This is a genomic window from Minwuia thermotolerans (assembly GCF_002924445.1).
GTDB lineage: Bacteria > Pseudomonadota > Alphaproteobacteria > Minwuiales > Minwuiaceae > Minwuia > Minwuia thermotolerans.
On record NZ_PIGG01000061.1, the window covers coordinates 40,320 to 61,906 of the forward strand.

At 68.0% G+C, this 21,587-nt stretch carries 20 protein-coding genes; 13 read left to right on the forward strand and 7 right to left on the reverse strand.

The features are described 5' to 3' along the window. Positions 1-25 precede the first annotated feature (25 nt). Positions 26-1,198 carry an acyl-CoA dehydrogenase family protein gene (locus CWC60_RS16980; protein ID WP_420891168.1) on the forward strand — a complete coding sequence of 391 codons (1,173 nt, stop codon included), beginning with the start codon at positions 26-28 and terminating at the stop codon, positions 1,196-1,198. Between the two features lie 43 nt (positions 1,199-1,241). Here CWC60_RS16980 and CWC60_RS16985 read toward each other — a convergent pair whose 3' ends face one another. Then, positions 1,242-1,625, reverse strand: a complete 384-nt coding sequence (locus CWC60_RS16985) for a hypothetical protein (protein ID WP_109795116.1) — start codon at positions 1,623-1,625, stop codon at positions 1,242-1,244. A 263-nt stretch (positions 1,626-1,888) separates the two neighbouring features. Between CWC60_RS16985 and CWC60_RS16990 the strand changes: the two genes are divergently transcribed. The 10 genes from CWC60_RS16990 to CWC60_RS17035 all read left to right on the forward strand — a co-directional run bounded on the left by CWC60_RS16990 (position 1,889) and on the right by CWC60_RS17035 (position 13,327). Next, on the forward strand, positions 1,889-3,532 hold the full coding sequence (locus CWC60_RS16990) for a 3-(methylthio)propionyl-CoA ligase (protein WP_109795117.1): 1,644 nt from the start codon (positions 1,889-1,891) through the stop codon (positions 3,530-3,532). A gap of 309 nt (positions 3,533-3,841) precedes the next feature. Beyond that, positions 3,842-4,240 carry an MAPEG family protein gene (locus CWC60_RS16995; RefSeq protein WP_206419987.1) on the forward strand — a complete coding sequence of 133 codons (399 nt, stop codon included), beginning with the start codon at positions 3,842-3,844 and terminating at the stop codon, positions 4,238-4,240. A gap of 67 nt (positions 4,241-4,307) precedes the next feature. After that, positions 4,308-5,465 carry a CaiB/BaiF CoA transferase family protein gene (locus CWC60_RS17000; RefSeq protein WP_109795118.1) on the forward strand — a complete coding sequence of 386 codons (1,158 nt, stop codon included), beginning with the start codon at positions 4,308-4,310 and terminating at the stop codon, positions 5,463-5,465. Next, on the forward strand, positions 5,465-6,259 hold the full coding sequence (locus tag CWC60_RS17005; protein ID WP_109795119.1) for an enoyl-CoA hydratase/isomerase family protein: 795 nt from the start codon (positions 5,465-5,467) through the stop codon (positions 6,257-6,259). The genes CWC60_RS17000 and CWC60_RS17005 overlap by 1 nt, the downstream gene beginning before the upstream one ends. A 149-nt stretch (positions 6,260-6,408) precedes the next feature. Next, entirely contained in the window at positions 6,409-7,356 is a 948-nt protein-coding gene (locus tag CWC60_RS17010) for a hydroxymethylglutaryl-CoA lyase (RefSeq protein WP_109795120.1), read from the forward strand. Between the two features lie 70 nt (positions 7,357-7,426). Continuing rightward, positions 7,427-8,584: an acyl-CoA dehydrogenase family protein gene (locus CWC60_RS17015; RefSeq protein WP_420891169.1), complete on the forward strand. Its 1,158-nt coding sequence runs from the start codon at positions 7,427-7,429 to the stop codon at positions 8,582-8,584. Positions 8,585-8,610: 26 nt separating this feature from the next. Beyond that, on the forward strand, positions 8,611-9,069 hold the full coding sequence (locus CWC60_RS17020; protein ID WP_109795121.1) for a MaoC family dehydratase: 459 nt from the start codon (positions 8,611-8,613) through the stop codon (positions 9,067-9,069). A 2-nt stretch (positions 9,070-9,071) separates the two neighbouring features. After that, a complete protein-coding gene (locus tag CWC60_RS17025) occupies positions 9,072-9,854 on the forward strand; it encodes an enoyl-CoA hydratase/isomerase family protein (RefSeq protein ID WP_109795122.1) in 783 nt (260 codons plus the stop codon). A gap of 16 nt (positions 9,855-9,870) precedes the next feature. Next, positions 9,871-11,217, forward strand: a complete 1,347-nt coding sequence (locus tag CWC60_RS17030) for an MmgE/PrpD family protein (protein ID WP_109795123.1) — start codon at positions 9,871-9,873, stop codon at positions 11,215-11,217. A 16-nt stretch (positions 11,218-11,233) separates the two neighbouring features. Continuing rightward, the gene (locus CWC60_RS17035) at positions 11,234-13,327 is read left to right on the forward strand and encodes an acetate--CoA ligase family protein (protein ID WP_109795124.1); all 2,094 of its coding nucleotides are present in this window, start codon (positions 11,234-11,236) and stop codon (positions 13,325-13,327) included. Positions 13,328-13,342: 15 nt separating this feature from the next. Here CWC60_RS17035 and CWC60_RS17040 read toward each other — a convergent pair whose 3' ends face one another. The 6 genes from CWC60_RS17040 to CWC60_RS17065 form a co-directional block, all read right to left on the reverse strand. Then, positions 13,343-13,897 carry a PAS domain-containing protein gene (locus tag CWC60_RS17040; protein ID WP_109795125.1) on the reverse strand — a complete coding sequence of 185 codons (555 nt, stop codon included), beginning with the start codon at positions 13,895-13,897 and terminating at the stop codon, positions 13,343-13,345. A 116-nt stretch (positions 13,898-14,013) separates the two neighbouring features. Next, positions 14,014-16,320 (reverse strand): xanthine dehydrogenase family protein molybdopterin-binding subunit, encoded by a 2,307-nt coding sequence (locus tag CWC60_RS17045; RefSeq protein WP_206419990.1) that lies wholly within the window; start codon positions 16,318-16,320, stop codon positions 14,014-14,016. Beyond that, entirely contained in the window at positions 16,317-16,916 is a 600-nt protein-coding gene (locus CWC60_RS17050) for a TIGR04282 family arsenosugar biosynthesis glycosyltransferase (protein ID WP_109795127.1), read from the reverse strand. The genes CWC60_RS17045 and CWC60_RS17050 overlap by 4 nt, the downstream gene beginning before the upstream one ends. Further along, entirely contained in the window at positions 16,913-17,593 is a 681-nt protein-coding gene (locus tag CWC60_RS17055; protein ID WP_109795128.1) for a TIGR04283 family arsenosugar biosynthesis glycosyltransferase, read from the reverse strand. The genes CWC60_RS17050 and CWC60_RS17055 overlap by 4 nt, the downstream gene beginning before the upstream one ends. Beyond that, on the reverse strand, positions 17,590-18,402 hold the full coding sequence (locus CWC60_RS17060; RefSeq protein WP_109795129.1) for a sterol desaturase family protein: 813 nt from the start codon (positions 18,400-18,402) through the stop codon (positions 17,590-17,592). Before CWC60_RS17060 ends, CWC60_RS17055 begins: the two co-directional genes overlap by 4 nt. A gap of 60 nt (positions 18,403-18,462) precedes the next feature. Then, a complete protein-coding gene (locus tag CWC60_RS17065; RefSeq protein ID WP_206419991.1) occupies positions 18,463-19,356 on the reverse strand; it encodes an MBL fold metallo-hydrolase in 894 nt (297 codons plus the stop codon). 194 nt (positions 19,357-19,550) lie between these two features. Between CWC60_RS17065 and CWC60_RS17070 the strand changes: the two genes are divergently transcribed. Together CWC60_RS17070 and CWC60_RS17075 are read left to right on the forward strand one after the other, a co-directional pair. After that, positions 19,551-20,327 carry a branched-chain amino acid ABC transporter permease gene (locus CWC60_RS17070; protein ID WP_241147947.1) on the forward strand — a complete coding sequence of 259 codons (777 nt, stop codon included), beginning with the start codon at positions 19,551-19,553 and terminating at the stop codon, positions 20,325-20,327. A 54-nt stretch (positions 20,328-20,381) separates the two neighbouring features. Further along, a protein-coding gene (locus CWC60_RS17075) for an IS3 family transposase (protein WP_109792214.1) occupies positions 20,382-21,553 on the forward strand; the annotation gives its coding sequence in 2 pieces (ribosomal slippage) (positions 20,382-20,646 and positions 20,646-21,553; 1,173 coding nt in all). Positions 21,554-21,587 lie beyond the last annotated feature (34 nt).

The window sequence follows — 21,587 nt, forward strand, 5'->3', positions numbered from 1 at the left end:
TATGCGCGGGGGAGGAAAGCACATGATCGATTTCGAGCCGACGGCCGAGCAACAGGAACTCAAGGCGCGGGTGGAGTCCTTCGTCCGCGACAAGGTGATTCCCTTCGAAAGCGATCCGCGTCGCACCGCGCACGGACCGACCGACGACCTGCGCGACGAACTGGTCGCGCTGGCGAAGGCGGAAGGGCTGCTGAGCCCGCACGTCTCCGAAGGCTGGGGCGGCATGGGAGCCGGCCACATGACCAAGGCGGTGATGTTCGAGGCCTCGGGCTATTCCATGCTGGGCCCGATCACCATGAACATCGCCGCGCCCGACGAGGGCAACATGCACCTGCTCGACGAAGTGGCGACAGAGGCGCAGAAGGAACGCTATCTGAAGCCTCTGGCCGCCGGCGAGGCGCGCTCGGTCTTCCTGATGACGGAGCCCTCGCCCGGCGCCGGCTCCGACCCCGGCGCGATGCTGACCGAGGCCCGGCCCGACGGCAACGGCTGGACGATCTCGGGCCGCAAGTGGCTGATCACCGGCGCCGAGGGCGCGAAGATCGGCATCGTCATGGCGCGCACCTTCGACGAGGCGGGCGAGGACATCGGCGCGTCCATGTTCATGACGCCGCTGCCGGCCGAAGGGCTCCGGGTCAGCCGGGTGCTCGACACCATGGATTCCAGCTTCACCGGCGGCCATGCCGAGGTCGAACTGGATGGCCTGAAGGTGGACGGCGACGCGGTTCTGGGCGAGGTCGGCAAGGGCTTCCGCTACGCCCAGGTGCGTTTGGCGCCGGCGCGGCTGACCCACTGCATGCGCTGGCTGGGCGCGGCGCAGCGCGCCCACGACATCGCCTGCGGCTACGCCCGCGAGCGCGAGAGCTTCGGCACGAAGCTGATCGACCATGAGGGCGTCGGCTTCATGCTGGCCGACAACGAGATGGACATCCACATGTCGCGGCTGGCCGTCTGGCACTGCGCCTGGGTGCTCGACCAGGGCGAGCGTGGCGGCCGGGAAAGCTCCATGGCCAAGGTGATCTGTTCGGAGGCGCTTTACCGCGTCGCCGACCGCTGCCTGCAGGTGCTGGGCGGCATGGGCATGACCCGCGACACCGAGGTCGAACGCATCTTCCGCGAATTGCGCGGCTTCCGCATCTATGACGGGCCTTCGGAAGTGCACCGCTGGTCGCTGGCCAAGCAGATCAAGCGGCGCTGAGACCGGGGGAGGCCGGATGACCGGCCTCCCTTCGCGTGGCTATCTATGGCGCCATGCGCCGGGGCTCGGCGGGGCCGCGGGCAAAGGCGAGACAGCCGGCCAGAGTGCGGCCCGCGCCCACGTCGCGGAAGACCCAGTCAGCGCCCAGTTCCCGGCGCAGGCGGCCGACCGCACCCGGTTCGCGGGCCTCGGCCACCCAGCCTTCGGCGGCGCTCATCAGCCGGAGCGGTTCCGCGCCGCTGGCGGCCAGCCGCGCATAGGCCTCCCGGTCCGTCAGCGGCTCCTTGAAAAAGACCAGGATACGGCCTTCGTGGTCGTCGGGCGCGCGGGCGACGCCGTACATGAACAGCCCCGCCAGCACGGTCAGCCCCAGCGCCGCCGCCAGTGCGGGCCAGAGCATGCGCCGCTCCGCAGTCCGTCCGTTCATTCAGCCTCCTCCCCGGGCGCGGCGCTCAGTACGTGAACTCGATCCGGCCCCCATGGCCGTCGGCGGCCCCGAGGAATGCAGTCGCGCGCATCGGTCGTCACCTCATTTCGCTGTCGCCTGCGCCGAGGGTAGCCCGCATGGGCGGGACGCGTGATCAAAACTTCGCCCGGCCGCCGCCGCGGCGCGCCCCGCTTGCCCCCGGGAGGCGGAAAACATAATGTCCGCGCCCATCAAGACACCGCCAAGACCTGGGGAGACCTCCGATGCAAGGGCTGATGCAGAACCAGCAGCTTCTGATCCACACCCTGATCGACTACGCCGCGCAGTATCACGGCAAGACCGAGATCGTGACGCGCACGGTCGAAGGGCCGATCCACCGCTATACCTACCGCGACGCGCAGGCCCGCTCCAAGCAGGTGGCCAACGCGCTGAAGCGCCTCGGCGTCGAGCTCGGCGACCGCATCGGCACGCTGGCCTGGAACACCCACCGCCACTTCGAATGCTATTACGGCGTTTCCGGCCTGGGCGCGGTGTTGCACACCATCAATCCGCGGCTGTTTCCGGAGCAGATCGTCTACATCGCCAACCACGCCGAGGACCGGGTCATCTTCACCGACCTGACCTTCGTGCCGCTGCTGGAGAAGGTGCAGGACGAGCTGAAGACGGTCGAGAAGATCATCGTCATGACCGACGCCGCGCACATGCCCGAGACCAGCCTGAAGAACGCGCTGTGCTACGAGGACCTGCTGGCCGCCGAGTCGAGCGACTTCGAATGGCCGGAGTTCGACGAGACTACGGCCTCCAGCCTCTGCTACACCTCCGGCACCACGGGCAACCCGAAGGGCGTGCTCTACCAGCACCGCACCACAGTGCTGCACAGCTTCGCCGCCTGCATGGGCGACTGCCTGGCGCTGTCGTCGAAGGACACCATTCTGCCCGTCGTGCCGATGTTCCACGCCAACGCCTGGGGCCTGGCCTACTCGGCGCCCATGTGCGGCGCCAAGCTGGTGCTGCCCGGCAAGGATCTGGACGGCCAGTCGGTCTACGAGCTGATGGACCAGGAGGAAGTGACCATGTCGGCCGGCGTGCCGACCGTGTGGCTGATGCTGCTCAACCACATGGAGGAGAACGGCCTTAAACTGCCGCACATGAACCGCACGGTGATCGGCGGCTCGGCGGCGCCGGCATCCATGATCCGCAAGTTCGAGACAGAGTACGACGTCACCGTGATCCACGCCTGGGGCATGACCGAGATGAGCCCGCTGGGCACCACCGGCGTCATGACGAAGGAGATCGAGAAGCTGCCCTTCGAGGAACAGCTGCCCTACAAGGCGAAGCAGGGGCGAGTGATCTACGGCGTCGAACTGAAGATCACCGACGACGAGGGCAACGAACTGCCGCGCGACGGCGTCGCCTACGGCAATCTCAAGACCCGCGGCTACTGGATCACCGCCGGCTACTTCAAGGGCGAGGGCGGCCAGGTGCTGGACGAGGACAACTGGTTCGACACCGGCGACGTCGCCACCCTGGACGAGGACGGCTTCATGACCATCACCGACCGGGCCAAGGACGTGATCAAGTCGGGCGGCGAGTGGATCAGCTCCATCGATCTGGAGAACGCGGCCATGGCCCATCCGGACGTCGCCGAGGCCGCGGTGATCGGCATCTTCCATCCCAAGTGGGACGAGCGCCCGCTGCTCTGCATCGTGAAGAAGCAGGGCCGCGATCCTTCGAAGGAGGACATCCTGCAGTCGCTGGAGGGCAAGATCGCCAAGTGGTGGATGCCCGACGACGTCGCCTTCGTCGACGAGATCCCGCACACGGCCACCGGCAAGATCCAGAAGGTCACGCTGCGCGAGCAGTTCAAGGACTACGTGCTGCCAACGGCCCAGAACGCCGCGGAGTAACGGAAACCGCGCCGCGTGGGATGGATCGGCCGGCACGCGGCGCGGCTCTGTCTGGCGGAACCTGGACCAGCCCCGGACAGTAGAAGCACGTGGCGTCCCGGGGCTTGACCCCGGGATCCAGTCCATCGGTTCGCTGGGCCCTTGGATCGAGTCCAAGGGCGACAGGATCGAGTTGCCCCGTCGAGCATGTGCCTCAGGGCCGGCCCTGAGGCCCACGAAGCGCCGTCCCGAACACGCTGTCGATACCGCTATTCTTTCGCTCCCGTTTCGGTCAGGATACCGGTTGTCAACGACCGGGAGGGAACGGCTATGACCGAGATGTCCTACGAGCTTCAGGCCCTGGGCTGGGCGGCCCTGATCTGGGTGCTGCATTTCCTTGTTTCGTCCATGGCCGCCAGCGGCCAGGTCGGCATGGGTTATCTGCTGGGCCCGCGCGACGAGCAGAAGGAACTCACCGGCGCGGCCGCGCGGCTGAAGCGCGCGATGGCCAACTACAACGAGGGACTGTTGCTTTTCGCCGTCGCCGTGGTTCTCGTCGTGCTCGGCCAGGCCTCGAGCGAGCTGACGCAGTACTGCGCCGGCGTCTTCCTGGCCGCGCGGCTGCTCTACATCCCGGCCTACGCGCTGGGCTGGTCGCCGTGGCGGACGCTGATCTGGTTCGTCGGCTTCGCGGCGACGCTGGTCATGGTGCTCGTGGCGCTGTTCTGAGCGGGGTCGATTGACCGGACGGCGCGCGCGCGCCTAGTGTGCCCCCACGGTTTCAGACGGGGGAGGAATGGCCGTGGCGCTACCGCTGGACGGGCTTGTCGCCTATGAATTCGGCTCCAACGTGGCCGGGCCGTTCGCCGGCTCGATCCTGGCCGAACTGGGCGCGACACTGATCAAGATCGAACGGCCCGAGGGCGACGACGCCCGGGCCTGGGGCCCGCCCTTCGCCGAGGACGGCACGGCGACGATCTTCCATGCGCTGAACCGCAACAAGAAGTCGGTCACCGTCGACCTGAAGGACCCGGGACGCGTCGAGGCGCTCAGGCGGCGCATCGCCGCCGAGGCCGATATCGTGGTGCAGAACATGCGGCCCGGCGCCATGAAGCGCCTCGGCCTGGATGCCGACACGCTCTGCGCGCTGAACCCGAAGCTGGTCTACTGCAATCTCAACGCCTTCGGCGCCGACGGCCCGCTCAAGGACCGGCCGGGCTACGACGCGCTGATGCAGGCCTTCGGCGGCATCATGTCGGTGACCGGCGAGGAGGGCCAGGCGCCGGTGCGCTGCGGCATCTCGGTGATCGACATGGGTACCGGCATGTGGTGCGCCATCGGTATCCTGGCGGCGCTGTTCCGCCGCGGCGTCAACGGCAAGGGCGGACTGGTCGACGCCGCGCTGTTCGAGACGGCGGTGCAGTGGATGACCTTCTATTCGGCCGACTACCAGACCACCGGCAACCTGCCGAAGCGCCATGGCTCCGGCGTACGCGGCATCGCGCCCTACGAGGCCTTCCAGTGCGAGGACGGCTATCTGATCGTCGCCGCCTCCAACGACCGGCTGTTCCTCAAGCTGGCGGATGCCCTGGGGCGCCCGGACTGGAAGGAGGATCCGCGCTTCTCCACCAACCCGCAACGCGACGCCAACCGCGTGGAACTGAAGCGTCAGCTTTCCAACCTGCTGATCCAGAAACCCCGGGCGCACTGGCAGAACATCCTCGACATGGCCGGCGTGCCCAATGCGCCGACCCAGTCCATCGACGAGGTCCTGGACCATCCCCAGACCATCGCCGCCGGCATGGTGCAGCAGATCGCCGGCGCGCCCTTCGGCCTGGTGGGCATGCCGCTCAGCTTCGACCGGGAGCGGCCGGGCCTGCGCTCGAAGGCCCCCGACCTCGGCGCCGACACCGACGAGATCCTGCCGCCCGGCGAGAACAAGGAGAGTGCCTGATGGAGGCGGAGTTCGAGACGCTGAAGCTGGAGAACCCGGCGAAGCACGTCCTGGTCGTGAAGTTCAACCGCCCCGAAGCCCGCAACGCGATGAACACGCAGATGGGCGCGGACATCAAGCAGGTCTGGGAGCAGATGTACGTCGATCCCGGCGACACCCGCTGCATCGTGCTGACCGGCGAGGGCGACAAGGCGTTCTGCGCCGGCGGCGACCTGAAACAGCGCAACAACATGACCGACGAGCAGTGGCAGCAGCAGCATGCGCTCTTCGAGCGCGGCATGATGGCAATGATGGACTGCCCCGTGCCGGTGATCGCCGCGGTCAACGGCGCGGCCTTCGGCGGCGGCTGCGAGTTCGTCTGCGCCGCCGACTTCGCCTACGCCTCGCCCAACGCCCGCTTCGCGCTGACCGAGACCTCGCTGGGAATCATGCCCGGCGCCATGGGCACGCAGAATCTGCCGCGCGCCGTCGGTGTGCGCCGCGCCAAGGAGATCATCCTGACCGCCACGCCCTTCACCGCCGAGGAAGCCCTGGAATGGGGTCTGGTCAACAAGGTCTGCCCGGCCGACGAACTGATGGACCAGGCGATCGCCACCGCCGAGCGCATCGCCTCGAACGGCCCGATCGCCGTCCGCCAGGCCAAGAAGTCGATCGCGATGTCGACCCAGCTCGGCTACCACACCGGTTACCTCTACGAGATCGAGGCCTATAATCGGATGGTGCCGACCGAGGACCGCCTGGAGGGCGTGCGCGCCTTCAACGAGAAGCGGAAGGCGGATTTCAAGGGCCGGTAGCGGCCGCGCATGGTTGTCATCCCCGATCGAGCCTTGGCGAGACTCGGGGGCCGCGGCCAGAATAGAATGCGACATCCACCGGATCCCCGCGTTTCGCCGCGCGAAAGCGGGGATGACAGGCGGTGGGGTCTTTCCGGGGAGGAAATGCCATGGAACGTGACGTCATCCTGCGCGAGGTCGGACTTCGCGACGGCCTGCAGATGGTCAAGTCGATCTTTCCGACGGAAGCCAAGAAGAAATGGATCTCCGACGCGGTCTCGGCCGGCATGCCGGAGATCGAGGTCTGCTCCTTCGTGCCGGCGCACGTCGTGCCGCAGTTCCAGGATCATCAGGAGATCGTCGAACATGCGCTGGCGCAGCCGGACCTGACGGTCTCCGCGCTGATCCCCAACGCCAAGGGGGCGGAACGCGGCTTCCAGCTCGGCGTGCACAAGCTGAACTTCGTGCTCTCGGCCTCCGAGACCCACAACCAGAAGAACGTGAAGTGCTCCACCGAGGAATCGCTCGCCCGCTTCGACCAGGTGATGGAGGTCCAGCGCTCGAACCCGGACTACGCGAACACGGCGGTCTGCGGCGGCGTCTCCACGGCGCTGGGCTGCACCATGGAAGGCGAGATCCCGCCGGCCCGCGTGATGTGGCTGATCGAGGAGTATCTCAAGCGCGGCGCCGCCGAGGTCGCCATCGCCGACACCGTCGGCTACGCCAACCCGGCGCAGGTGAAGAACGTCTTCCGCCAGGCCATCGACCGGTTCGGCAAGGACACGACCATCGTCGCCCATTTCCATGACACGCGCGGCCTCGGCCTCGCCAACGCGCTGGCCGCCTACGAGGCCGGCTGCCGCGCATTCGACGCCTCGCTGGCGGGGCTGGGCGGCTGCCCCTTCGCGCCGATGGCGACGGGCAATGTGGTCATGGACGACCTGGTCTTCATGTTCGAGGCCATGGGTGTGAAGACCGGCATCGATCTCGACCGCCTGCTGGAAATCCGGGGCCTGCTCTCGGAGAACCTGCCCGACGAGCCCCTGCACGGCATGGTTGCGAAGGCCGGGCAGCCCAAGGGCTTCAGGCCGGCGTCCCACGCGGTGGCGGCCGAGTAGGCGCGGGGAATCCGGGGGAGGAGAAATCATGAACGCCGACACGACGATGACGACCAATGACGGCGCCTGGATGGAGCTGGGCCCGGACTGGCCTGATCTCCGCGACCAGGTGCGCCGGATCTGCGAGAAGTTCCCGCAGGAGTACTGGCACGAACTGGACGAGAAATCCGAATATCCGGACGCCTTCGTCAATGCGCTGACCGAGAGCGGTTATCTCGCCGCGCTGATCCCGGAGGAATATGGCGGCTCCGGCCTGCCGCTCCGTGCCGCCTCCGTGATCCTGGAAACCATCCACGCCAGCGGCTGTTCGGCCGCCGCCTGCCATGCGCAGATGTACATCATGGGCACCCTGCTCCGGCACGGTTCCGAGGCGCAGAAGCAGCAGTACCTGCCGAAGATCGCGACCGGCGAACTGCGCCTGCAGGCCTTCGGCGTCACCGAACCGACGACCGGCTCCGACACCACGCAGCTCAAGACACGCGCCGTGCGCGAGGGCGAAGAGTACGTGATCAACGGCCAGAAGATCTGGACCAGCCGGGCGCGCCAGTCGGACCTGATGCTGCTGCTGGCGCGCACCACATCGCCCGACGAGGTGAAGAAACGCACCGACGGGCTGTCAGTCTTCCTCGTCGACCTGCGCGAGGTCGTCGGCAAGGGCTGCGAGATCCGGCCGATCAAGACCATGGTGAACCACAACACCAACGAGGTCTTCTTCGACAACATGCGCATCCCGGCCTCGGCGCTGATCGGCGACGAGGGCCGCGGCTTCAAGTACATCCTCTCGGGCATGAACGCCGAGCGCGTGCTGGTGGCTTCCGAGGCCATCGGCGACGGCAAGTGGTTCATCGAGAAGGGCGTGGCCTATTCCAATGAGCGCGTGGTCTTCGGCAGCGCCATCGGCTCCAACCAGGCGGTGCAGCACCCGATCGCCCGCGCCTATGCGGAAATCCAGGCCGCCGACATGATGGTGCGTCAGGGCGCGGCGCTGTTCCAGGCGGGCCTCGACTGCGGCGAGGCGGCGAACATCGCCAAGATGCTGGCCTCGGAAGCGGCCTGGCACGCGGCGGAAGCCTGCTTCACCGCCCATGGCGGCTTCGCCTTCGCCCGCGAGTACCACATCGAGCGCAAATGGCGCGAATGCCGCCTGTTCCAGACCGCGCCGATCTCCACCAACATGATCCTCAACTACGTCGCGCAGAACGTGCTCGGTCTGCCGCGATCCTACTGACAACGAAGTACCGGAGGGGAAACCAGATGCTGACCGTCGAAACGCCACAGGACCTGAAGAAGCACGTGGGCGAGGACTGCGGGGTCTCCGAATGGGTGACCGTGGACCAGGAGATGATCGACAAGTTCGCCGACGCCACCGGCGATCACCAGTGGATCCATGTCGATGTCGAGCGGGCGAAGAAGGAGATGCCGGGTGGCAAGACCATCGCCCACGGCTTCCTGACGCTGTCACTGGTACCGATGCTCTCGGCGCAGACCCTGGAAATCAGGAAGCGCAGCCGCGGCATCAACTACGGCACCAACAAGATCCGCTTCACCAACATGGTGCCGGCGGGCAGCCGGGTGCGCTTGCGCCAGAAGATCAAGGAAGTGAACGACATCGCCGGTGACGGCGTACAGCTCATCGCCGAGGTCTCCATGGAGATCGAAGGTCAGGAGCGCCCGGCCATGGTGGCCGAGTTCATCAGCCTGTCCTACGCCTGATCATGGATTACGGCACCGAACTCATCCGCTGCGAGATCGGCGACGATCACGTAGCCACCGTGACCATGGCCGCCGGCCCGGTCAACGCGCAGTCGCAGCCCTTCCACGACCAGATGATGCTGGTCTTCGACCGGCTTTCGGACGCGCCGGAAGCCCGCGCGATCCTGCTCTGCTCAGCCTTCAAGCACTTCTCCGCCGGCGCCGAGATCAAGGACCGGGCGAAGTCGAAGCGCGGCCCGGGCGACCACTGGCAGCACAGCCGCCGCGCCCGGGAATGCTTCCACTCGATCATGGAATGCCGCATTCCGGTCGTCGCCGCCGTCGGTGGCGCGGCGCTGGGCGCGGGACTGGCGCTGGTCGCATCCGCCGACATCATCGTCTGCGCCGACGACGCCTCGATCGGTCTGCCGGAGATCAATGTCGGCCTCGCCGGCGGCGGGCGACACTGCATGCGGCTGTTCGGTCACAGCCGCACGCGGCGGATGATGTTCACCGGCATGCGCGTCTCGGGCGAGGAATGCTACCGGCTGGGTGTCGCCGAGGCCTGCGTGCCCCGCGACGAGCTGATCCCCGCGGCCCACGCCATCGCCGCCGAGATCGCCTCCAAGAGTCCCGTGGCGGTCGAGATCGCCAAGCACTCGGCCAACACCTTCGAGGAAATGAGCCTGCGCGACGGCTACCGCTTCGAGCAGACCATGACGTGGGAGCTGGGGAAGACGGAGGATTCGAAGGAAGCTATGCTTGCCTTCGCCGAAAAACGCGAACCCCGTTTCAAGGGGCGCTGAGGGAGGATGCTGGCCCATGGCCGATACGGAGGTGACCCGCACCCTGGCGCGGATGGCGTCGGGGCTGGCGATCGATGACATAGACGACGACGCCCGGGCGGTCGCCCGCCAGTGCCTGCTGGACTGGTTCGGCGTCACCATCGCCGGGGCGTCCGAGCCTTGCACGCGCCTGGTCGCCGAGGAGGCCGAGGACCAGGGCGGCCATCCGCAGGCGACCCTGGTCGGTCTGGGCCGCAAGCTGGCCAGCCGCCAGGCGGCGCTGGTGAACGGCACCGCCAGCCACGCCCACGACTATGACGACGTCAACATGACCCTTTCCGGCCACGCGACGGTGGCGGTCGCCGGCGGCCTGCTGGCCCTGGCGGAGAAGACCGGGGCCTCGGGCGCCGAGGTGCTGACCGCCTTCGTCGCCGGCTATGAGACCGCCTGCCGGGTCGGCGCGCTGGTCATGCCCGGGCACTACGCCATGGGCTTCCATTCGACGGCGACGGCGGGAACCTTCGGGGCCGCCGCCGCCTGCGGACGGCTGCTGGGGCTGGACGAGGAGCGGATGGCCCGCGCCTTCGGCATCGCCGGCACCATGGCGGCGGGCCTGAAGAGCCAGTTCGGCACCGACTGCAAGCCCTTCCATGCGGGACGGGCGACCGAGGCGGGCCTGCTGGCCGCGACCATGGCCAGCCGCGGCTTTTCCTCCCGCGGCGACATCCTGGACTGCGCCCAGGGCTTCGCCGATACCCACTCGAAGCACTTCAATCCGGAGGCCGCGACCGGCCCCGCGCCGGGCGGCGGTTTCCACGTGCGCAACAACCTCTTCAAGTACCACGCCGCCTGCTACCTCACTCACGCGGGCATCGAGTGCGGGACCAGGCTCAGGACCGGCGAGACGCTGGACCCGGCGGACATCGTCTCCGCGACGCTCCGTGTCGAGAAGGGCGCCGACCGGGTCTGCAACATTCCCGCACCGAAGACGGGACTGGAGACCAAGTTCTCGCTGCGCATGACCGCGGCCTTCGCGCTGGCCGGCATCGATACGGCGGGCATGGCCAGTTACAACGAAGCCAACGCGACCGACGCCCGGCTCAACGCCATCCGCGAGAAGGTCGGCGTCGACCTCGTCTCCGGCGTCCCGTCCACCTGGTCCGAGATCGTCATCGAGACCCGGGACGGAAGGCGGCTTTCGGCGGAGCACGATTCCGGCATTCCGGCGGATGACGTGGCTGCGCAGGGCCACCGCATCGCCCACAAGTTCGACATGCTTGCCGGGCCCGTCATCGGCGGCAACCGCGCCGGCGCGCTGAAGGCCGCCGTGATGGCGATCGAGGATCAGCCCTCCGTCGCCGACCTGATGCAGCTTGCGGCCTGACGCCGGAAGGACAGCCATGAACGAGCCCCGTGACCTCACGGCGCTGATCACACCGCGGTCCATTGCGGTGATCGGCGCTTCGAACGAGCCTTACAAGTTCGGCGGCCGGCCGATCCGCTACATGCTCCAGGCGCCCTTCGAGGGGCCGATCTACCCGATCAATCCCCGCGAGAGCGAGATCCAGGGCCTGAAGGCCTATGCCGACATCCGCGACGTGGGGCAGCCGATCGACATGGCGATCGTCACCGTGCCCGCGCCAGCGGTCGTCAGTGTCGTCGAGGCCGCGGCCGAAGCGGGCGTGAAGTCCTGCGTCATCTTCTCCTCCTCCTTCGCCGAGGTCGGCGGCGAAGGCGCGGTCTGGCAGGAGCGCCTGCGCGAGATCAGCGCGCAGTCGGGCATGCTGATCTGCGGGCCGAACTGCCTCGGCACGCTGACGCCGGCGACCTGGGCCATCGGCACCTTCTCGTCGATGTTCGACCATGGCTGGCCGAAGCCCGGCGGGCTGACGATCATGACCCAGTCGGGCGCGGTCGGCGCGCATATCCTGGTGCAGGCCAGGGAGCTGGGTCTCGGCATCCGCACCTGGGTCGCCACCGGCAACGAGGTCGACGTCGACGTCGCCGACTGCATCGCCTTCGGCGCGCGCGACCCGGAGACGAAGGTCATCACCGCCTACATGGAGGGCTGCAAGAACGCCGACAGGCTGATCGCGGCGCTGAAGCTGGCGCGGGCGGCGCGCAAGCCCGTGATCGCCATGAAGGTCGGCGCATCCGAGGTCGGCGCGGCGGCGGCCGCGACCCACACGGCTTCGCTGGCCGGCGCGGATGCGGTCTTCGACGCCGTCTTCCGCCAGTACGGCGTCTACCGCGCCCACAGCCTGGAGGAGATGATGGACGTCGCCGCGGCGGCGCTGACCAGCCCGCTGCCGAAGGGCCGGCGGCTGGGCATCGTCACCGTCTCCGGCGGCGCAGGCGTCATGGCCTCCGACGAGGCCGAGAAGATCGGCCTGGAAGTGCCGGAACTGCCGGCCATTGCGCAGGACGGGGTCAAGGCGGCCATGCCCTACGCCTCGGCACGCAACCCGGTCGACGTCACCGCCATGGCCACGAACCAGTTCGACCTGCTGGGCAAGGGACTGGAGGCGATGCTGGAGCACGGCAAGGTCGACATGACCATGATCTTCCTGTCCGCGGTCGGTTTCTCTGACCGGATCATGGTGGGCATGAACGAGATCTTCCCCGCGATCCGGAAGAAGTATCCGGACGCGATCATGGCGGTCTCCATGCTCTGCAACGACGAAAACCGCCGGAAGTTCGAGGCCAACCAGTACCTGGTCATGGAGGACATGAACCGCGGCCTGCGCATCCTCGAGGCGCTGGCGCGCATCCGGGAGGGCTTCGACCGCGGCGGCGACGACGACCCCCTGCCCGATGCGCCCGTCACCGGGGCGATCCCGGCAACGACGCCGAACGAGTACGAGGCGGCTCAGCTTCTGGCCGCCGCCGGCGTGCCCTATCCGGAAATGAAGGTCGCGACCTCCGCCGTCGAGGCAAGGGCCGCGGTCGAGGCGCTCGGTACGCGGACGGTGATGAAGATTCTCTCGGCCGACATCCAGCACAAGTCCGACATCGGCGGCGTGAAGCTCAACATCGGCCCGGAGGAGGCCGAAGCCGCCTTCGAGGCGATCATGGCCGGCGCGCGGGAGCATGCGCCGAAGGCCGTTATCGACGGCGTTCTGGTCGCGCCCATGGCGAAGGGCGGCGTCGAATGCATCATCGGCGTGCAGAACGACCCCGTTTTCGGACCGACGGTGATGTTCGGCCTGGGCGGCGTCTTCGTCGAGGTGCTGAAGGATGTCACCTTCCGCGTCGCCCCGTTCGGGCGGGCCGAGGCGCGGCGGATGATCGGGGAACTGAAGGGCCTGCCCCTGCTGCAGGGTGCGCGCGGCGCGGCGCCGGCCGACCTGGACGCGCTGGCGAAAATACTCTCCCGGCTGTCGGTGTTCGCCGCGGCCAATGCCGACCGCTTCGAGTCGATCGACGTCAACCCGATCCTGGCCGGGCCCGATGGCGCGGTCGCCCTCGACGCGGTGATCGCGCCGAAGGGCTGAGCGCGGGGACGGTGTTCAGCCCTCGTCCGGGGCGGCGTTGACCGGCGCCGCCGAGGACCAGATGTCGGCCACGATGAAGACGTGATCCAGACCGCCTGCCTCCGATAGCAGCGGCGCATAGAAGCCCTCGCCGTGGAGCCACTCCCGGTTCTCGTAGCCCGAAACCGACGCCAGCCGCACGGGCCGGCCATTTCGGGCGACGTGGTCTATCGCGCCGCGGATGCGGTAGAGAGGCTTGCCGCTCAAGTGCCTCGAAACCAGCATCCCGGTGCCGTCGCCGTGGTTCGCGGCCGCCACCGTGCCCATCAGCCGGACCCGGTAGTCGCGCGCGCCGTTCGCGTCCCGGATAATGTCGATCAGCACGACATAGGGCAGCAGAGGCACGATGCTGGCGGGATCGAGATCGGACTTGCGCGGACCGGCGGCGTCACCGCGAAGGTCGCGCCAGTAGTCGTAGCCGCGCCGCGTCAGGCTGCGCCTGAACGCCAGCGTTTCGTCGAGGATGAAGCCGCCGCCTTCCTCATATTCATGCCAGACATCGGGCTCGATAGGCGCCCCTTCGAAGGACATTGGCTACCCCATCCTCCGCCCGTTCAGGGCGTTCGGCGCTGAAATTCGCCTTCTGTCTGAAATAAGTAGCCGGTTGCTACGTCAAATACTGTCGCCGCCGACACATTGTCTCGGGGTCAGCGGCCGCGCGCCGCCGCCCACACCTTCTCCGGGGTCAGCGGCATGTCGATATGGCGCAGACCCAGCGCGTTGCAGACCGCCGAGACGATCGCGGGCGAGCCCGCGATGGTGCCCGCCTCGCCGCAGCCCTTGACACCCATCGGCGAGGTCTCGGTCGGCGCGTCTTCGTAGAAGTCGATCCGGGTCGCGGGCAGATGATCGGCCCGCGGCATGGCGTAGTCCATGAACGTGCCGGAGACGAGCTGCGCCGTTTCCGTATCGTAGACCGTGTGCTCCAGCACCGCCTGGCCGAGCCCCTGAACGATGCCGCCCATCACCTGGCCGCGGACCACCAGCGGATTGACGATGCGGCCGAAATCGTCGACCGCCGTGTAGTCGACGACATCGATCAGGCCGGTCTCCGGGTCGATCTCCACCTCGGCAATGTGGCAGCCGTTCGGATACGCATTGCCGGCGCGGGTGTACTCGTCGTCGCCGGAAAGGCCCCGGTCGGATTCCGAGCGGCCCGCCGCGAAGGCAGCCTCCGCTACCGCGTCCCAGCCGACGCTGCGGTCGGTGCCGACGACCCGGAACGCGCCGTCACGCAGTTCGATGTCGGCGGCCGCCGCCTCCAGCAGTTCGCCGGCCAGCGCCTTCGCCTTTTCGATTACCTTGTCCGAGGCGCCGAGAATGGCGCTGCCGGCGAGCTGCAGCGAACGCGAGCCGCCATGACCGTTTCCGAGCGGCGTCGCCGCCGTGTCCGACTGGCGAAAGCGGATCCTGTGAAAATCCACACCCAGCTTCTCGTGGACGATCTGCGCAAAGGTGGTTTCGTGGCTCTGGCCATTGGACTGGGTGCCGACCGAGAGCGTAACCCCGCCATCGGCGTCGAAGTCGATCCGGGCGTATTCGTTGGGCACACCCAGCGTCGCCTCCAGGTAACAGGCCAGCCCCCGCCCCCGGATGCGGCCCCGGGCGGCGGACTGCGCCTTGCGCGCCTCGAACCCGTCCCAGTCCGCGTTGGCGATGGCGCGATCCATCAGGTCCTCGAAGCCGCCGGAATCGATCAGATGGCCCAGCGACGCCCTGTAGGGCAGCTTCTCCGGCCGGATCAGGTTGCGGCGCCGGAGCTCGATCGAGTCGACGCCCAGATCGGCCGCGGCAATCTCCACCACGCGCTCCAGCAGGTAGCAGGCCTCGGGCCGCCCGGCGCCGCGATAGGCATCCGTGGGCACCGTGTTGGTGAAGGCGCCGCGCACCTCGGTATAGACGGAAGGTATGTCATAGGCCCCGCCCAGCACCGAGGCCGTGGCGCCCGTCGGCACGACGGGGCCGTTGGTGGACAGATAGGCGCCCAGATTGGCCGTGGTCTCGACGTAAAGACCGGTAAAGCGGTGATCCTTGTCGAGCGCCAGGCGGACACGGGTCTGCTGGTCGCGGCCCTGCCCGTCGGTCAGGAACCCTTCGGCCCGGTCGGAGACCCATTTCACCGGCGCGGCGAGATCACGGGCGGCGTGCATCACCAGGGCGTGCTCGGGCTGGATCTGGTTCTTGCCGCCGAAGCCGCCGCCAACGTCATAGGCGACGACCCTGAGCTTCGCCGGATCGATGCCGAAGATCTGCTCGGCGAGCAGGGTGCGGAACATGAAGACGTTCTGGATCGAGCCCGAGAGCGTGAACGCGCCGCTGTCGGCGTCATAGAGGCAGAGCGCGCCGCGCGGCTCCATCGGGTTGATGACGATGCGGTTGTTGACCAGCCGGAGCTCGGCGACGTGGGCGGCCTCCGCCAGCGCCTTCTCCACCGGCGCCCGCTCGCCCTTCGACCAGTGGAAGGCGCGGTTGCCGCGCGCTTCCTCGTGCAGCAGCGGCGCACCGTCGCCCAGCGCGGCGACCGAATCCGTCACCACGTCGAGTTCGTCATAGTCGGCCTCGACCAGGTCGGTCGCGTCCTCGGCGGCGCGCCGGCTCTCGGCGACGATGAAGGCGACGCCCTCGCCGGCGTGGCGCACGCGGCCGATCGCCAGCGGCCAGCGCGGCGGCACGGCAAGCGGCGTTCCGTCCACGTTCTCCAGCGCGGCGCGGATCGGGATCGGCTTCAGCCCGGCGTCGGGCCAGTCCTGCCCCACGTAGACGGCCCGGACGCCGGGCGCCGCGCGGGCGGCCCCGACGTCGATCGAGCGGAGACGGGCGTGCGCGACCGGCGCGCGCACCACGAAGCCGTGCAGGCAGCCTTCGGGCGCCGCGTCGTCCAGATAATTGCCCAGGCCGGTGGTGAACCGCCGGTCCTCGACGCGCGTGACCGCCTGTCCGATGCCGAACTTCATGATGTACCCCCGCTCCCGGACCCGAGCGCAGCATAATCGTCCACATCGTCGACATCGTTCAAGGTGCGCAGGCGCGCCACCCGCGCATGGGCGGGCAGCGCGGCGAGGCTGTCGGCCAGGGTCTCCGGCGAAGACCAGCGCACCCCGCGGAACAGACGCGCCGGGCGGAAGCCCCTTTTCAGTCCCACGAGCCAGAATCCGCCATCGGCCGCCGGACCGAAGACGGCCTCGTGGCGTCGCAGCGCGGCGAAGGCCGCGCGGAGGTCGTCGGCGGTCATCCCGGGTATGTCGCAGCCGACCAGCACCGCGTCGCCCGGCGCGGCATCGAGCGCCCGCTTCATCCGCTCGCCGATGTCGCCGCAGCCCTGGGGCAGGCGCGGCAGGCCGGCGGGAAAGGCGCGGCTGTCCTTGGCGGCGTCCGGCGTTACCCTGACCAGCGTTTCGACGCCCTTCAGGCCGCGCCCCAGGCCGATGGTCCGCGACAGGGTCGCGCGGTAGAACCTCAGCGCCGCCGCGTCCCCGATGCCGCGCGCCAGCCGGGTCTTCACCGAGCCCATGCGCGGGGCCTTCGCGAAGACGATCAGGGTCCGTCTCATCGGCCGTAGAGCCGCGCGATCAGTCGCGGTGGAACCCCGGCGAACCACAGCGTCAGGCAAACGAGATTGCGCGCCGAACGCCGCCGCCAGCCGTCGCGCTCGAACTTCGCCGCCGAGGTAATCGCCGCCGCGTCGAAGAAATGCAGCCGCCTGCGGCCGATGCGGCGGACGATGTCGACATCCTCCATCAGGGGAACCGGGGCGAAACCGCCGATCTCCTCGTAGAGGCGGCGTGAGATCAGCAGGCCCTGATCGCCATAGGGCAGACCCAGCCTGCGGCAGCGCCAGTCCACACGGCCCTCCAGCCGCCGCGCCTCGGGCGCACTGCTGTCGAGGCGAAAGCGGAAGACGCCGGCCCGCCGCCGGTTCGACGGAATGTCCATGAAGTTGCCGGCCTCGGCCTGCCAGGACGGGCTGAGCCGGGTGTCGGCGTGCAGGAACAACAGCCAGCCGCCGCCCGCCGCCGCCGCGCCGGCGCAAAGTTGAGCGCCACGTCCCTTGGGCACCTCGATCACCCGCGCGCCATGAGCTTCCGCGACGGCCCGCGTGTCGTCCGTCGAGCCGCCGTCGGCCACGAGAATCTCGCCCGTGTGCGGGCTGGCCACGCTGTCGATGGCCGCGCCGATGGTCCGGGCGGCGTCCAGCGCCGGAATGACGACGCTGAGGGCGGCGCTCATAGCCGCCGGAACGGCAGGGCCATCATCCACAGCAGTCCCTGCCGCGCGCCGTCGCGATAGGCGCTGAGGCCGATTTCCATGCCCCGGTGACCTTTCTCCGGCTGCGCCCGCCAGGTGCGGAAGATGCGGTCCCAGACCGAGAGGTTGAAGCCGAAGTTCGAGTTGTGCTCGCGGGGGATGGTCGAATGGTGCACGCGATGGACGTCGGGGGTGATGATCAGCCGACGCAGGGGACGCTCCAGCCAGACCGGCAGATCGATGTTGGAATGGTTGAACATGGCCAGGCCGTTGAGCGCGATCTCGAACACCAGCACGGCCAGCGCCGGGGCGCCGAGCGCGGCGATGACCGCAAGCTTCAACAGCATCGACAGGACGATCTCGGCGGGGTGGAAGCGCAGCCCCGTGGTCACGTCGATGTCCAGGTCCGCATGATGCATGCGGTGCATCCGCCAGAGGAACGGGACGTGGTGGAAGGCGACATGCTGGCCATAGATGACCAGATCCAGAATCAGGACCGCGATCAGGAACTCGGCCCAGTACGGCAGCGCGACGGCGTTCAGCAGACCCACGCCCTCGGCTTCGAGCCACGCCGCAAATCCCACGGCGAGCGCCGGGAGGAAGAAGAAGAGCAGCCTGAGCGCGGCGGTGTCGATGGCCACCACCGCCAGATTGCCGAACCAGCGCCTGAGGCGTGGCTGGCCCAGCGGGCGTTTCGGCACGAGCCGCTCCAGCCCCGCCATGCCGGCCAGGATGATGACGAAGACGGCGATGCGGACCGCGCCCTCGTTCTCGATCAGGAAGTCGCCCATGACGCCTGATCTAGCGCCGTCGGCGGTTCCGCGCCAGTCACGGCTGCGCCAGCGCCCGGCTCAGACCCTGTAGGCGGCGTTTGCGGTCGGCTCGCCGTCGGCCTTCACGCGGCCGTCGCCTGTCATGTGCAGCAGATGCGCGAAGACCGAGCGCGCCGCGGCGCGGTGCAGGGAGCGGTCGACGTCGGCGTACATCACCGCGACCATCTCCGGAATCGTCTTCGGCCCGTCGGCCAGCACCTCCAGGATCTGCTGCTCGCGCAGTTGCCGGTGGGCGCGGTAGGCGCGGACGAAGTCGTGGACGTTGTCGATCGGCACGCCGTGGGTCGGGTAGTAGCGGACGTCGTCGCGTGCCAGCAGCTTGTCCAGCGAAGCGAAATAGTCGGTCATGTCGCCGTCCGGCGGCGAGACGATGGTGGTCGACCAGCCCATGATGTGGTCGCCCGTGAACAGCGCCTTCTCCTCGCGCAGGCCGAAGCAGATGTGATTGGAGGTGTGACCGGGCGTGTGCACGCACTCGACCGACCAGCCGTCGCCCTCGATGACGTCGCCGTCGCGCACCTGGTGGTCGGGGACGAAGTCGAAGTCGCCGCCCTCCTCTACCTTCGGGCCGTCCTTGCCGGAGCCGTGCGGACCATAGGCCCAGGTCTCGGCGCCGGTGGCTTCCTTGATCAGGCGCGCCCCGGGCGAGTGGTCGACATGGGTGTGGGTGACCAGCTGGTGGGTCACCGTCTCCCCTTCCACGGCCTTGAGGACCGCCGCGATGTGATTCGGGTCCGCCGGGCCGGCGTCGACGATGGCGACCCTGCCCTCGCCGATGATGTAGGTGCCCGTGCCCATGAAGGTGAAGGCGCCCGGATTGCGGCAGACGACACGGCGAATCAGCGGGCTGAGCCGGTCCGGCTCGCCGTATTCGAAGTCCATCTCGCGCACGAAAGGTATCGCGTAGGCCAAGGTATTCCTCCCCTTCCCGAGCCGATTGACAGGCCATGACCGTCGCTTATGCTTCGCCGACCTGCCGGATCAAAAGCTAGCGCCTCGGAGACGACAACGGAAGGCGCACCGGCGGAGGGGGCGGTCCGGGCAAACCGGATCGACAGATTCAGGATGCCGGGCGGCATTGGGGAGGATGAACGCCTGTGGATACCATGCAGATCTACATCTCGTTGCTGATCAACGGGCTTTCGCTCGGCTGCATCTACGGCCTGATCGCGCTCGGCTTCGTGCTGATCTACAAGGCGACGGAAGTGGTCAACTTCGCCCAGGGCGACCTGATGATGGTCGGCGCGTTCATCGCCTTCGGCCTGATCGGCGTGCTCGGGCTGAACTACTGGCTCGGCTTCCTGCTGACCATCGCCGTGATGATCGTGTTCGGGTTCTTCCTGGACATCGTGGTCATCCGCCGGCTGATCGGCCAGCCGCAGTTCTCCATCGTCATGGCGACGATCGGCATCGGCTACGTGCTGCGCTTCGTCATGCCCTACGCCTACAATGTCGAGCAGATCGCCTTCCTGACGCCGTTCACCGGCAAGGCGATGCAGGTCGCCAGCGTGACGCTGGACGTCGGCAAGCTGGCGGCCATGGGCGGAACCCTGGTGCTGTGCGCGGCGCTCTATTTCTTCTTCCAGCGCACCCGGGTCGGCGTCGCCATGCAGGCGGCCTCGCAGAACCAGCTCGCCGCCTACTACATGGGCATCCCGGTGGCGATGATCTTCTCGCTGATCTGGGGCATCTCCACCGGCGTGGCGGGGATCACCGGCGTCATGATGATGCCCATCGCCAACGTCATGGATCCCTCGATCGGCTTCATCGCCATCAAGGCCTTCGCCGGCGCGGTCGTGGGCGGCTTCGGCTCGATCCCGGGCGCCCTGGTCGGCGGCATCATCATCGGCATGGTGGAGCAGTTCTCGGACTATCTCCTCTGAGCCTCCCCCATTGAATTGGTCCATCCTGATGTTTTGGAACAAGGAGGATCAAAGATGGCAAGGAAGCGTCACAAGCCTGAGGAGATCGTGGGCAAGCTCCGCCAGGCGGACGTCCTGCACAGCCAGGGCATGTCGATGGCGGATGCGATCCGGCAGCTGGGTATCAGCGAAGTCACCTTCTACCGATGGCGCAGGGAATATGGCGGCATGAGCGGCGATCAGCTGCGGCGTCTGAAGGAGCTCGAGAAGGAGAACGAGCGGCTGCGCCGGGCGGTCTCCGACCTGACCCTGGACAAGCAGATTCTGAGTGAAGCTGCGAAGGGAAACTTCTGAGCCCCTCGCGTCGCCGACGTTGCATCGATCATGTCCGCCGGCGTCTCCGGATATCGGAGCGCCGGGCCTGCCGGGTTCTCGGCCAGCACCGCTCCACGCAGCGCCATCTCCCGCGTGGACGTGATGACGAGGCCCGGCTGGTGGCGGACATGATCGAGCTGGCCCGTCAGTATGGCCGATACGGCTATCGCCGGATCGCGGCCTTGCTTCGGGAGGCCGGCTGGCAGATCAACGACAAGCGGGTCGAGCGCCTCTGGCGGCGCGAGGGGTTGAAGGTACCGGCCCGGCAGCCGAAGAGGCGGCGGCTGTGGCTGGGCGACGGATCCTGCATGCGGCTGCGGGCAGAACGGCCCAACCATGTCTGGTCCTATGACTTCGTCCACCACCGGACACATGATGGCCGGACCTTCCGGACCTTGAACGTGCTGGACGAGTTCACGCGCGAGAGCCTGGCGATCCGGGTTCGCCGGAAGCTCTCGTCGGTCGATGTGATCGACGTCCTGACGGACCTGTTCATTCTCCGCGGTCCACCGGCCTTCGTTCGCTCCGACAATGGCCCCGAGTTCGTCGCCGAGGCCGTGCGGCGCTGGATATCAGCGGTGGGCGCCAGAACGGCGTTCATCGAGCCGGGGTCACCCTGGGAGAACGGCTTTATCGAGAGCTTCAATGCCCGGTTCCGGGACGAGCTGCTCGACGGGGAAATCTTCTACACGCTGAAGGAGGCGCAGGTGGTCATCGAACAATGGCGCCGTCACTACAACACGATCCGACCGCACAGCCGTCTCGGCTACCGACCACCGGCGCCGGAGGTCATCATTCCGCCAGGCTGGCCGTCAGGCTCCGCTCCGCTTCACCAGCCGGCCGGCTTGGCGGCAAAGCCGCCCATGCACTAACATTCCACCCGGACCAATCGCTGGGGGCTGGTCA

Bases quoted from the DNA above. Each gene is read 5' to 3' on its own strand.
- CWC60_RS17010 (WP_109795120.1), top strand. From the start codon at position 6,409: ATGGAACGTGACGTCATCCTGCGCGAGGTCGGACTTCGCGACGGCCTG.
- CWC60_RS17070 (WP_241147947.1), top strand. From the start codon at position 19,551: ATGCAGATCTACATCTCGTTGCTGATCAACGGGCTTTCGCTCGGCTGC.
- CWC60_RS17050 (WP_109795127.1), bottom strand. From the start codon at position 16,916: ATGAGACGGACCCTGATCGTCTTCGCGAAGGCCCCGCGCATGGGCTCG.
- CWC60_RS17020 (WP_109795121.1), top strand. From the start codon at position 8,611: ATGCTGACCGTCGAAACGCCACAGGACCTGAAGAAGCACGTGGGCGAG.
- CWC60_RS17025 (WP_109795122.1), top strand. From the start codon at position 9,072: ATGGATTACGGCACCGAACTCATCCGCTGCGAGATCGGCGACGATCAC.
- CWC60_RS17045 (WP_206419990.1), bottom strand. From the start codon at position 16,320: ATGAAGTTCGGCATCGGACAGGCGGTCACGCGCGTCGAGGACCGGCGG.
- CWC60_RS17030 (WP_109795123.1), top strand. From the start codon at position 9,871: ATGGCCGATACGGAGGTGACCCGCACCCTGGCGCGGATGGCGTCGGGG.
- CWC60_RS17015 (WP_420891169.1), top strand. From the start codon at position 7,427: ATGGAGCTGGGCCCGGACTGGCCTGATCTCCGCGACCAGGTGCGCCGG.
- CWC60_RS17005 (WP_109795119.1), top strand. From the start codon at position 5,465: ATGGAGGCGGAGTTCGAGACGCTGAAGCTGGAGAACCCGGCGAAGCAC.
- CWC60_RS17040 (WP_109795125.1), bottom strand. From the start codon at position 13,897: ATGTCCTTCGAAGGGGCGCCTATCGAGCCCGATGTCTGGCATGAATAT.
- CWC60_RS17035 (WP_109795124.1), top strand. From the start codon at position 11,234: ATGAACGAGCCCCGTGACCTCACGGCGCTGATCACACCGCGGTCCATT.
- CWC60_RS16990 (WP_109795117.1), top strand. From the start codon at position 1,889: ATGCAAGGGCTGATGCAGAACCAGCAGCTTCTGATCCACACCCTGATC.
- CWC60_RS16985 (WP_109795116.1), bottom strand. From the start codon at position 1,625: ATGAACGGACGGACTGCGGAGCGGCGCATGCTCTGGCCCGCACTGGCG.
- CWC60_RS16995 (WP_206419987.1), top strand. From the start codon at position 3,842: ATGACCGAGATGTCCTACGAGCTTCAGGCCCTGGGCTGGGCGGCCCTG.
- CWC60_RS17000 (WP_109795118.1), top strand. From the start codon at position 4,308: ATGGCCGTGGCGCTACCGCTGGACGGGCTTGTCGCCTATGAATTCGGC.
- CWC60_RS17055 (WP_109795128.1), bottom strand. From the start codon at position 17,593: ATGAGCGCCGCCCTCAGCGTCGTCATTCCGGCGCTGGACGCCGCCCGG.
- CWC60_RS17060 (WP_109795129.1), bottom strand. From the start codon at position 18,402: ATGGGCGACTTCCTGATCGAGAACGAGGGCGCGGTCCGCATCGCCGTC.